Raw genomic sequence first — 12057 nt, 5'->3', positions numbered from 1 at the left:
AACTTACACTCAGTTAGCCTTTAACGGCACCAACTGTCAATCCTTTGATCAAGTATTTCTGAAAGAACGGGAAAGCGAACAACATCGGGCCTGCTGCCAGAATGGCAATCCCCATACGGGAAGATTCAGCTGGAATCGCACTCATATCAATGCTGATGCCAGCTTGCATATTTTTCGTCAAAAACTCGATATTAGACATGATTCGCTGCAAGTAGTATTGAAGCGGAATCAGATTCTCATTTTGAATGTACAGCATGGCAAGCCACCAGTCATTCCAATAAGCCAAGGCATAGAACAATCCTACGGTCGCTAGTGCCGGCTTCGAAAGTGGAAGAACAATTCGCACGAAGGTGCTCAGTTCGGAAGATCCATCGATTTTGGCCGACTCAATAATTTCAAAAGGCAACCCATCCATAAAACCCTTCATGAGCATCGTAAACCACGCGCTGACCCCATACGGAAGAATTAAGGCCCAAATCGTATCCTGCAAATGTAGAACACTCGTCATTACGATATACGAAGGAACTAATCCGGCATTGAAGAGCAACGTGAAGAAGACGAAGTAGCCTGTAATTTTACTATACCGATAATCCTTCCGAGTCATGATATATGCCAGAGAAGAAGTGAGTATCAAGCTTAACACGGTTCCTACGACTGTCACAAAAATCGTCACCATATAGGATTGAAGCAGTGCCTTTGGCGTTTGAAAAATATACGAATACGCGACAAACGTAATGCGCTCCGGGATCAGCTGGTAGCCGAATTTGGCGATGTCCCCATCGAACGAGAGTGAGACCGAAATAACGTACAGCATCGGATAGATGAACAGGATGGATAAAACCACAAAAAATAGAATGATCAGCCAGTTATTTTCTGACTTTTTCTTGATAGATGAACGCACCGCCACCCTCCTCCTTAGAACAACGCATGATCTTTACTAAATTTTCTGACGAATAAGTTCGTCGATACGACTAGAATTAAGCCAACCACTGCTTGGTACAAGCTAGCGGCGGACGCCATGCCTAGGTCACCAACGACTCGCAACGAGCGAAAGACATACGTATCTACGACATCTGTCGTCGGGTATAACATCCCTGCATCTCGGGGAACGAAGTAGAATAATCCGAAATCCGAGTAGAATATCCGACCCACATTGAGCATGAACAACATCGTTATCAGCGGCATAATGAGCGGGATTGAGATCTTCCGAATTTGCTGTAAGCGCGAAGCTCCGTCTATGGAAGCAGCCTCATAATAACTGTTGTCGATGGACAGCAAGCCAGTGAAGAAGATGATGGCGGTGTAGCCGACATTTTTCCATAAATAGGTGAGTGTTAAAATGAGGGGCCAATAGCCTGGCTTACTGTACCAGTCGATTGGGGCGACATGGAACTGATCTAATACCTTATTGATCACGCCAAAGGATGGATTCAGCAAAATGTAGCTGACGAAACCAACGACGACCCACGAAAGAAAGTAAGGAAAGAACAAGATCGTCTGGAACAGCTTCACCCATCTCCGGCCCAACTCCGCCAGCAATAATCCAATGACTAAAGCGCAGGACATGCCCACCACAATAAACAATCCATTTAATAGCAGCGTGTTTCGTGTAATCCTTAGCGCATCTTGTGAGTTGAAGAAAAACTTAAAGTTATGCAACCCAACCCAATCGCTTCCCCAAATGCCTTTGGCGTAGTTGATATCTTTGAATGCGATCACGATACCGTACATAGGTAAGTAGTAAAAGATGAACACCACAATGATGGCCGGCAATCCGATCAAAAACAAACTTCTTGCCTTCCAGAAATGCTTCGATTCTTTGCGTATAGCTGAGAAGATTCCCAAGTATGCTGCCTCCTTCTGTCTGAGTTACCATGTGTCCTCTTTGCGATTTCATCATACGAAATTCGGTAATAAATTGGATACTGCTCATTTTTGCTGGGGTCAAAATGTACTGTACGAATTGAAAATCGGAGGGGTTTTCACTGTACTTTTTTGTGATGGAGGTGGTTAAAGATAGGTAAAACCCTGATAGATTCAGGCTTTTGTGGAAATGTGAGCATATGCGAGGCAGGTGAAATAATGCGGACGACGGAGTACAATATCGGTCTTGAGAACGATCATAAACAACTGAGTATGCAATATACTGTTTACATGATCCACAATTCAAAKAACGGGGAGATAACGAATGACAACGAATTCGATTGAAGTAAGCGGCTTGCGCAAAAGCTTTGGCAAACAAACCGTATTGGATGGTATCGATTTACAGGTGGCAAAGGGGTCCATATTTGCGTTACTTGGGCCAAATGGAGCAGGAAAAACGACGCTGATAAACATTCTATCAACGTTATCTGAGCCGGATGCGGGCTATGCACGAATCGAAGGGTATGATGTCATCGCTGACCGCAAGATCGTGCGGGGGTCGATTTCGCTCACAGGGCAATTCGCAGCGGTGGATGAAGTGCTGACGGGACACGAGAATATCATCATGATGTGCCGGCTAGCTGGCTTATCTGCTGGCGAGTCCCGCATTCGTGCAGCGGAGCTGCTGAAGCAATTCGAGCTGGAAGCCGCGGCTACTAAGCGTGTGAAATCCTACTCTGGCGGTATGCGCCGCAGGCTGGATCTGGCGGTCAGCCTTGTCGTTAGTCGTCCAGTTCTCTTCCTCGACGAGCCGACGACGGGCTTAGATACGGTCAGTCGCCGCTCCCTGTGGGAGACGATTCTGCGGTTGAAGCAGCAAGGCATGACGATTCTGTTGACGACGCAATATTTGGAAGAAGCCGATCAGCTTGCTGACGAAATCGCCGTGCTGAATCATGGACGCATCGTCGCATCCGGCTCAGCAGAGTCCTTGAAAGCTCGCGTTGGCGGCGAAGTCATTGAGCTCAGGAATGCCTTGGATGAGGTCATCCTATCCATACCGACGAGCGGCACTGTTCAGGATGTTTGCCAAACGTTGAACGAGATCGCGGGCTCATGCCCGCCCGGTACGCGCATCTTCATTCGCAAACCAAGCATGGACGATGTCTTTCTTGCGCTGACGACAACTGATAACAAGGAGGCTTTCCTCGTATGAGTGATTTTCAATCTCTGAAGAACCTACAGCCGGTGAACTCGAACAACCCTCACCCCTTAAACATGAATAATCTTCAACCTATGCCCAAGCCAGCTTCTTTCGCAGCAACCAATGCTGTCTTCGTCGGACGCAGCATCCGTCACAGCTTGCGTAACATCGAGTCGCTGATGATGGCCATCATGCTACCCATTATGCTCATGCTGCTGTTTACCTATATATTCGGCGGCGCCCTTGATCCGAGCGGCAATTATGTGAACTATGTCGTTCCAGGCATCATCCTATTGTGTGCAGGCTTCGGCTCATCCAGCACGGCTGTTGATGTGGCAAGCGACATGACCAATGGCATTATCAACCGTTTCCGGACCATGCCGATCAGCAGCATCAGCGTCATTACGGGTCATGTCGCCGCAAGCCTTGCTCGAAACTTACTTGCTACTTGTATGGTTATCGGGGTTGCGCTGCTTGTTGGTTTTCGTCCAAACGCGACATTCATCGAATGGCTTGGAGCCATTGGCCTCATCATCTTGTTCATTCTGACCTTTACCTGGCTGTTCGCCGCGATTGGCCTCGTCACGGGCAGCCCTTCCGCTGCTAGCGGTTACGGCTTTGCCCTGCTGTTCCTCCCTTATCTGTCCAGCGCATTCGTCCCAACGAATACCATGCCATCTTGGATACAGGGTTTTGCGAATCATCAGCCCATTACACCGGTAATCGAAACGATCCGCGGCTTGCTAATGGGTACGCCGGTACTGCATAACGGTTGGTGGGCTATCGGCTGGTGTTCAGTCTTGCTGGTGATGTCCATTGGTTGGTGTCTCCTTGCGTTCCGTCGGAAAAGTGGGAAGTGAGTGKGGTTAACACAAACTTTTACGCACCACGTGCAACTTCCAGCGTGCGGTTCGTAGAGTTGGACCGAACCAACGAACGGCATGTTCAGATAGATAACGTTACACCATCACCTTATCTCGACGAAAAACTCTAATTAACCCCACATAACGTTATGGCGTAACGCTATTCTACTTCTACTAGCTCATTTTCAACTGACTAGTAGGAATAGCGTTATGCCATCATTCTATTTTCCTCAGATGTCGGCTCGTAACCCAAATAACGTTATCGCATAACGCTAGTCGCAGGAACAGCCACACAAATAATGATCACGTACTGAATTACGCCTAGCGGGACATCGATTGGTACATTGGACTACTGAAGATTGCCATTGGATGGTCCAACCTTGCGTTCGGTAGAAAGGGCGGTAAGCAAGGAGGAACTTCTGAAGCTGCAGCTCAGGTTCATTCCCCGGAACAATCGGCGAAAGATGCACAAGTACACTTATTTTTGGGTGAAACGCCTCAAACTAGATGAATAAGTTCGAAAAGGCATCCTTTTTCACTGAAAAGGTGTCCAAAGGATGCTTTTCGGAAAAATTGTTGCCTTTTCGCAAGCATTTCAGATAGGCGGGCTTCCCTTCGATACAAAGGTTGCGCTTTTGCATTTTTCGTAGCGACATAAGTGGCTTATAGTACTCCCTTGACCTCTGACTGAGCGACATTTCGCGCAATAATCCATATTAACGAAGGGATACGATACTCCGATGAAGAATGAGTATGTAAATCTTTTGAAAATAAGGAGTTTGATACCTTTACATGGTTATTCAGTCTAAGATTTTAGTCAAAACTACATTAGCGTTAGGATTAATGCTGAGCCTCGCCATTACAGCTTCTATTCCACCTATCCACGCCGAGGAAAACAATGTGGGTTGGAAGGATATCGCTGTTGGAGGGCGCGTTAGCCTGGGAATGAAAAACGATGGCAGCGTTTGGGCATGKGGAGAAACGAACCGTAATGGTGTTTTTGGCAATGGAGAAAAGGGTCCAAGTGCTACGAACACGAAATTTCCTACTCAGGTGAAAGAATTGAATGATGTCATCTCCATCGCTGCTGGTTCCGAGCACGCACTCGCCGTTAAAAAGGACGGTACAGTGTGGGTATGGGGTGATAATTTAGGCGGACAAGTCGGTGACGGTATGCAGACGACTCTTGAGACAGGATCAGGAAAAATGGTTACAGATAATAACCGTGCTCTTCCACATCAGGTCGAAGGATTAACACATGTCGTTTCCGTTTGGGGAGCTCGGGGGAAAAGCTATGCAATTAAAGATGATGGTACTTTATGGGCCTGGGGAGGCATCTATTATAAGAAACCCGATGGATCTACTGGCACTTATACGTACCCTGTCCAATTAAGATTTCAAAATGTGAGTAGCATTTCAACCGGATATGGCGATAACCTATTAGTTCTTGAAAAAGACGGAACCGTATGGACGCTTGACCGAGGAGCCATCGTGAAGATTGACGGACTCAGTGATATTACTGCTATTGCGGCAGGTGGAGTCAACTCCTATGCCCTACAAAAAGATGGCACCGTTTGGGCATTTGGTTCAAATGGCCAAGGCGTTGTCGCGGGAAAAGACACAGCTAACAAATCCGCTCCCCAGAAGGTACAAGGCATCCAGGACATTATCGATATCCGTGCTACCGCTGGCGGTCCCCTTTATTTGAAGAAGGATGGTACCGTTTGGGCAAGTGGAGATAACCTAGGCGGTCAATTAGGTATAGGTTCCTATAATAGTAGTGATGTCCCTGTACAAGTAAAAGGTTTAATGAAAGTTTCTAAAATCGGAGCACATGGGACTGGGTTTCGTTCCTTAGCACTTAGAGAAGATGGCACACTCTGGTCGTGGGGCGGCGGTTATTCCGGTGATGGTACGGAGTGGTATCGGACTGAACCCGTTTGGATTAAAAGTACGGATGACGAAGCTGCACCTCAAACTACGTTGATCTCTGTACGTCTAGATGGGACTTTGCTCTCGTTCGAGCAGCAACCCACGATCATCAATGGAAGCACACTGGTTCCCTTGCGTAAAATATTCGAAACATTTGGAACCCATGTAACATGGGATGCCAATACCTCAACGATTACAGCAACGAAAGGTAACAACGTACTAACACTGATTGTCGGAAACACGACAGGTTCCTTGAATGGAAAGTCGATTTCGCTTGACGCTCCTCCTACCATTATCAATGGCAGCACCCTAGTACCTGTTCGTTTTATTGCAGAGTCACTTGGTACCAAAGTTGATTGGGTTCCTGAAACACATACAGTAAACATCGTCACGAAATGAAAAAAGGCCATTCCTTCTTATTGGAGGATGGCCTTTTTGGTGTATTAACTTTTGTATTAGTCAAACGTGATGAAATCGAAATCAATGTACCGATCCTGTTGCAGTTTCATTTTCTCTTCCGCCTTTAAGGCTATCACCATAACCTCTTCATCATCATTCTCCACCGCAGCGAACTGATATCCACTTGCTTTAATCATGTCATTTATTTCCTTGAGTAAACCATAGGTATTCATATAACTACCCACATGCTCAGGATGAATGACTCGCTCTTGACCATTCAACCTAAAGCTAACGGTAATTGGCCCTTCTTCTGCTTCCCATGTTTCCTTTATATCAGTCGGCTGAAATGCCCCACGTGATATCTTGCTCCACTGCCCTAACGTAGTTACGTAAGCATCTTTTCCCTTACCGACATCTAAATCCCAATCCTCTACCCAAACACGGTCTTCATCTGCTATTAAAAGAGAGAGTTCTGCTAAATCATTGTAATACTCGCTAGAATCGAAAGGATTCCAATCTGTAAACTTCTTTTGTAGTTCCAGCATTTTGTTATCAAACTCTTGACTTGACAGTCCCTTAACACTTTCAAAAAAACCTAATTTCCGATAATATTGCCCTGCATCTAATAGTCGTTCAGTAGGCTTAAGCTGACCAAACTTCTCCTTGCTTAACTGATAGGGTGTTTTTATTTCTTCTAAAGATTGTAAGATATTTTGATAGTCTTTGTTTACTTCTGAGTAAACGAGTTCTCCTGAAACGAGAATAACATTGAAAAAACTATACGTCCCGTCGACTATTGTATGGGTAACTGTAAGATCTTCACCCTTCGTTCCTCTCTTTGAATAGGCAAATTGCCGTGCATTCAACCCATTCGTTTTCAATGTTTTTTCCTCGTAAAATTTAGTGATCTTCTGATCTTCCAACATTTTTTTTATACCCGCTTCATAATCATCTAGTGTCAGAGTCTCTTCGAATAGTGACTTTGATTCTGATGAAGATAACAAAGCGTTATTACCGCTTCCCGCGTATAGTTGGTATTTAACGTTAGCTGGAGGCGTTAGACTCAGCCAATTCCCACCTAATGTTGCTTTTAACTTCTTATCAGGGGTAACTATATCTCGAGTAGATTGAAGATAAATCGTTTTCGAACTGCTTTCCCAAGTCACAACAAATTTGGAGGCTTCTCCTACAAACCGGATTGGCACAAAAATACTGCCTTCGATATTTCTCGGCGCAACAGTTAACGTATTGGAATCGCCGTTTAAAGTAGCCTTTGGATTATCCACCTGTAGAGCAATCTTCGCTCCTTGCTTCTCCGCTTGGATCGTTCGTGTTGTCCCATCCCACTGAATAACGAAACCTAACTTTTCAAAAAGAGGTCGGAACTGTACCAAAGTCGTCCCCGCATCTACCAATGGAGCAAGATCAAACAGAACGCGGTCGTCGTTCACTAATACGGATATGCCTGATACCTTGTCCGATGAAGCAGAAGCCCGATTTACCGCAACTCCTGATTGTTCCAATTGCTCCAACAGCGCGTTAGACTTTTCATTAAGAGAATCTTTGGTAACATAGATTTGACGTAGTTTATTCATTACGCCGATCGATGAGATATCTGTTACTGGGTTATTTGAGACATCCAGCCATCCAAGCTTAAGTTTGGTAAGTGGTTGAATAGTCTTAATTTTATTGTTACTGGCCAGTAAGTCGGTCAGACCAGTCAGGCGAGAAAAACACCCAATTTCCTCAATTTGATTATTAGAAATGACTAACTTTTGTAAGTCAGACAGATTCGCGATCGGACAAGCATTTTGAATTTGATTATTATTAATAGCAAGAAACGTTAAATTATACAAACTACTTAGCGGACTGATATCAGTAATTTCCTGATTAGGCAAGTATAATTGTTCCAGATTACGTGCCATATTCAGACCTTTTAAACTCTTAATTTTCTCTTTCCCCTTCGGATATAGGGACGTTAGTTTTTGTAAATTTGTATAATCCAGTGCCGTACCTTCTTCTAGTTTCAGCTCTGCCCGAATTTCCTTTTCGAGAACAGCATCCTCGATTTTAACCTCTGGCGATGCAGCATATGTCTGAGTTGGGACCAAGCTGCTCCATGATAATATCCCGATTAAAGCAATAGCAATAATTTTATATGTCACTGTTCATACCTCCATTTCATTCTACTTGCTTACAATTACGACCGTTTGATTCTTCTCATCCCACTCTACCTTAGCGCCGAGCGTTTCGCTGACAAAACGGACTGGCACGAACGTCGTTCCATTCTGTATCTTAGGGGCAATGTCTAGCTGAATGACACGGCCATTAACGAATGCTTCTTTCGAATCAATCGTTAATTGTACCTCCTTATCTCCTTTCGTCGCTTTGACCGTACGCGTTTGCTCGTCCCACGTCACACTTGCGCCTAGAGCGTTGAAAATTCGACGCATCGGAAGTAAGACACTCCCCTCTTCACGCAGAGGTTTCTCATCGTTAGAAAAGCTTTGAATATTCGTATTGATCATGACGGTAAGCTCATTGCCATGTGAAATGACAACACCACGATTCTTAGCAGTCTCTATAAATTCTAGCGATCTATCATCAAGTGGATTGTTCCCAACGTGAATCTCCCACAGTTTTGGATGGTCATTCAGTGCTTCAATATTGGTGATCTGATTGTTAGCCAGGTATACCTCCGTTAAGTTCACAAGCTTTGTTAAAGCCGAAATGTCCTTAATCTGATTGAAGCTCACGTCTAGATCCGATAAGGTTGAAAACTCCTTAATTCCCGAAATATCAGTGACATTACTATTGGATACATGTAAACTCACCAATCGACGAAGATTCTTTAAAGATGTTAGATTCTGGATGTTATTTCCGTTAAGAGAAATGTAGTTTAATCGCTCCAGGTTAGATAAATAAGAGATATCAGAGAGACCATTGTATCCCAATGTTAAAAAAGTAAGAGATGTCAATTGCCCAAGCCTTGAAAAGTCTTGCACCGGAACCCTATCCAGAAATAGCGTTGATAGTTTATGCAATTGCACTAATGGCGTAATATCGGTAATTGGATTATAGCTGAGTTGTAAGTCCGACAAGTTCGTCATAAGTAACAACGGATTCAATTCAGTGATTTGGTTATTCATTACGTTCAGATGTTCTAATGAAGTCAACTTCGTTAGCGGTCTAATATCTCGAATATGATTTTTAGACAGATCGAGCCTAGTTAAACTATGCATGTCCTGCAAGAAAGTCAGATCTTCGATTCCAAAGTTGGAAAGATTGAGCCAATACAGTTTTTTTAGATTTTGGAGAACGGTAAAATCCTTAACTGGGTTGTCATCAAAACTTAGGATGGTAAGCCCCGGCATGTTTTGGATAACTTGGATATCTGAAATGTGATTACGACTGATTGAAAGTGAGGTTAGTTTCGTCAATTTGTTCAGCATGCTAATATCTTCGATCTCATTACTGCCTATGTATAGCGAAGTTAAATTGATCAAGCGCGACAGAGAGGAAACTTCTTTAATGTGGTTAAAAGAAACTTGCAACGAAGTTAGGTTCACCAAACCTTGTAAAGGAGATAAGTCATAGATATCGTTACCGTAAAGAGTTAATATTTCGAGTTTAGTTAGTCCTCTTAGAGGCTCCAGATTGCGTATTTTATTATCGTACAAGGTTACATCTTTTAAATTAACCAATCCACTTAAAACGCTAATATCAGTTAATTCATTATGATTAAAATCAAGAGATTCGAGATGTGTTAAGTTAGCAATCGGCGTTAAATCGGAAATCTTATTTTCTCCCATACGAATAGAGGTTAGATTTTTGGCATATTCCAGACCGTTTAGGCTTTTGATACCTAACCAACTTGCTCCCGAAATCGACTGTAGTGACAACATATCCTTCTCTGTAATAGACGCGTCTGAAAGTTTCAACTGTTTCCGAATTAACGCATCTAAAGCGGGATCCTCAATCGTTACAACAGTTATCGATTCCGCATGGACTGTTCTAGAACCCCCCATGAATTGCCCTATGGATATAAGAAATAGAACAACTGCAACAAGCCACATATATTTCTTTATTAGTTTCAAGATCTTATCCTCCTATTTAAAATTCACCTTAAAACCTCTCCCCATTATAGTAGAGCGAAACCCCATCAGTATACTAAATATTACAAATTATCCAATCTATTAAATGTAGACACATCAATAAGCCGTTCAGGTAGATAACGTTATGCCATCGCCTTATCTCGTAGAAAATGGCTGAATATACCCATTTAACGTTATCGCATAACGTTATTGTCCCTTTACTGCTCATTTACTACTTTAAAGTAGAAATAGCGTTATGCCATCATTCTATTTTCCTTGAAAATGTGCTATTAACCGAAATAACGTTATCGCATAACGCTATTCGCAGGAACAGCCTTTACCCAAAAAAAACAGCGCCTCGACTATGAGTGGGTGATGGGGGCTGTGATTGGTGTTGGTTGCTGGGGCTGGTGCTGGGGCTGGTGGTGGTGCTGGTGGTGGTGCTGGTGGTTGCTGGTGCTGGTGGTGGTGGTGCTGGGGCTGGTGGTGGGGCTGTGATTGTGATTGGTGTTGATGTTGGTGCTGGGGCTGGTATTTGTGCTGGTATTGGTGTTGGTGGTGGTATTTGTGCTGGTGCTGGTGCTGGTGATCGTGCTGGTATTGGTGGTGGTGGTGGCTGTGGTGTTTACTGGAAATTGTACAGCTATTTCAGAACAATTCACCTGAAAAATCGTAATAGATGGAAAACACGCAGCTAATTCTCCCCCAACTAAGCGTATGGGCGAAATTTCCGGAAATTAGCTGTACATAATCCATCTATTCTCCATTTGTATCAATTTTACGAAGAATTAACTACAGGAAATCCATCTATTCGCTTAAATGAGTAACCTAACAGGCTTGCGGGTTGGGGTGGGGTGGCTCCGGGGTCGAGGACAGGTTACCCCTGCCCCACTCTTTTCTGCCTCAAATAACACTCAATCCCATCCAAGATCCGCTCAAGTCCGAAATCCAGATCGTTGCCGATCGGGTTCTCCACCTCATCCGTGTAAGCACCTGCCATCAAGATGGGATGCAGATGGGGGAAACGATCTGGCTTGACCAATTGCTTCAGTGCTGCGCCGTAATTGACCCCACTAAATGCTTCCGGACTCGCGCCATCACGGATCGCCTTATCCATATCCCGCGCGATCAGACCGCATGCTCTAGAATAACTGCTGATGAGCAGTAGAAATGACATCTTCTCAAAATCGTTCAGCGGAAAATCCCGCATGATTCTCAACATCCAGTCGATCACCTGAAGATTGTTTGGCGCGAGGGGAACACTCGTAATAGGAATATCGCCATACCACGCATGTTTGCGGAACACATCTACACAAGCCCAGACGTATTCCCCCATTTCCTCGCGCCACGGCTTACCTGGCACCTCCGGTGGAATCGGGATGTCACACACCGCATCCTGCATCAGCACGAGCAAATCTTCCTTACTTGTGATGTAGCGATACAAAGACATCGTTGTGTATCCCAACGATTGGGCTACCCTGCTCATCGACACTGCCGCAAGTCCATCGCTGTCAGCAATGGCAATCGCCGCGTCAACGATTTTTTTGATGCTGAGTTCACCTTTGGGCCCTCTACGGGACGGCTTCACGATTCCCCAGCTAAGAGCTACACCTGACGGTAAGCTCTGTATAATTTCATCATCGATCTCGTCACCGATCTCCATGTTGTTCAAGCCTCCATTATCCTTGCATTCCGAAAATGT

The 12057-nt window shown here is 44.5% G+C and carries 9 protein-coding genes; 4 read left to right on the top strand and 5 right to left on the bottom strand.

The genetic code is table 11. From position 1 onward, the window contains the following. Window positions 1-13 precede the first annotated feature (13 nt). Both AC1DLM_RS02455 and AC1DLM_RS02450 read right to left on the bottom strand, forming a co-directional pair. Window positions 14-901 (bottom strand): carbohydrate ABC transporter permease, encoded by an 888-nt coding sequence (locus tag AC1DLM_RS02455; RefSeq protein WP_312886353.1) that lies wholly within the window; start codon window positions 899-901, stop codon window positions 14-16. A gap of 14 nt (window positions 902-915) precedes the next feature. Then, on the bottom strand, window positions 916-1845 hold the full coding sequence (locus AC1DLM_RS02450) for an ABC transporter permease (RefSeq protein WP_477568983.1): 930 nt from the start codon (window positions 1843-1845) through the stop codon (window positions 916-918). Between the two features lie 343 nt (window positions 1846-2188). Here AC1DLM_RS02450 and AC1DLM_RS02445 point away from each other — a divergent pair, with 343 nt between their 5' ends. From AC1DLM_RS02445 to AC1DLM_RS02435, 3 genes are all read left to right on the top strand, one after another. Further along, window positions 2189-3079 carry an ATP-binding cassette domain-containing protein gene (locus tag AC1DLM_RS02445; RefSeq protein WP_477568982.1) on the top strand — a complete coding sequence of 297 codons (891 nt, stop codon included), beginning with the start codon at window positions 2189-2191 and terminating at the stop codon, window positions 3077-3079. A gap of 62 nt (window positions 3080-3141) precedes the next feature. After that, window positions 3142-3927, top strand: coding sequence for an ABC transporter permease (locus AC1DLM_RS02440; RefSeq protein ID WP_441991448.1), 786 nt, complete (start codon window positions 3142-3144; stop codon window positions 3925-3927). Between the two features lie 795 nt (window positions 3928-4722). Next, window positions 4723-6261, top strand: coding sequence for a stalk domain-containing protein (locus AC1DLM_RS02435; RefSeq protein ID WP_477568981.1), 1539 nt, complete (start codon window positions 4723-4725; stop codon window positions 6259-6261). A gap of 56 nt (window positions 6262-6317) precedes the next feature. Here the strand turns inward: AC1DLM_RS02435 and AC1DLM_RS02430 are convergent, their stop codons facing one another. Further along, entirely contained in the window at window positions 6318-8426 is a 2109-nt protein-coding gene (locus tag AC1DLM_RS02430) for a stalk domain-containing protein (RefSeq protein ID WP_441991427.1), read from the bottom strand. A 21-nt stretch (window positions 8427-8447) separates the two neighbouring features. Continuing rightward, window positions 8448-10358: a leucine-rich repeat domain-containing protein gene (locus AC1DLM_RS02425; RefSeq protein WP_477568980.1), complete on the bottom strand. Its 1911-nt coding sequence runs from the start codon at window positions 10356-10358 to the stop codon at window positions 8448-8450. A gap of 395 nt (window positions 10359-10753) precedes the next feature. On the opposite strand from AC1DLM_RS02425, the gene AC1DLM_RS02420 reads away from it, so the two are divergent. Further along, the gene (locus AC1DLM_RS02420; RefSeq protein ID WP_477568979.1) at window positions 10754-11053 is read left to right on the top strand and encodes a hypothetical protein; all 300 of its coding nucleotides are present in this window, start codon (window positions 10754-10756) and stop codon (window positions 11051-11053) included. Window positions 11054-11232: 179 nt separating this feature from the next. On the opposite strand, the gene AC1DLM_RS02415 is transcribed toward AC1DLM_RS02420, so the two are convergent. After that, window positions 11233-12018: a TetR/AcrR family transcriptional regulator gene (locus tag AC1DLM_RS02415; protein ID WP_441991424.1), complete on the bottom strand. Its 786-nt coding sequence runs from the start codon at window positions 12016-12018 to the stop codon at window positions 11233-11235. Window positions 12019-12057 lie beyond the last annotated feature (39 nt).

Source organism: Paenibacillus sp. 01T442, from assembly GCF_056398345.1.
This window is presented reverse-complemented; position numbering and strand designations above follow the sequence as displayed.

Bases quoted from the DNA above. Each gene is read 5' to 3' on its own strand.
- AC1DLM_RS02445 (WP_477568982.1), top strand. From the start codon at position 2,189: ATGACAACGAATTCGATTGAAGTAAGCGGCTTGCGCAAAAGCTTTGGC.
- AC1DLM_RS02440 (WP_441991448.1), top strand. From the start codon at position 3,142: ATGAATAATCTTCAACCTATGCCCAAGCCAGCTTCTTTCGCAGCAACC.
- AC1DLM_RS02415 (WP_441991424.1), bottom strand. From the start codon at position 12,018: ATGGAGATCGGTGACGAGATCGATGATGAAATTATACAGAGCTTACCG.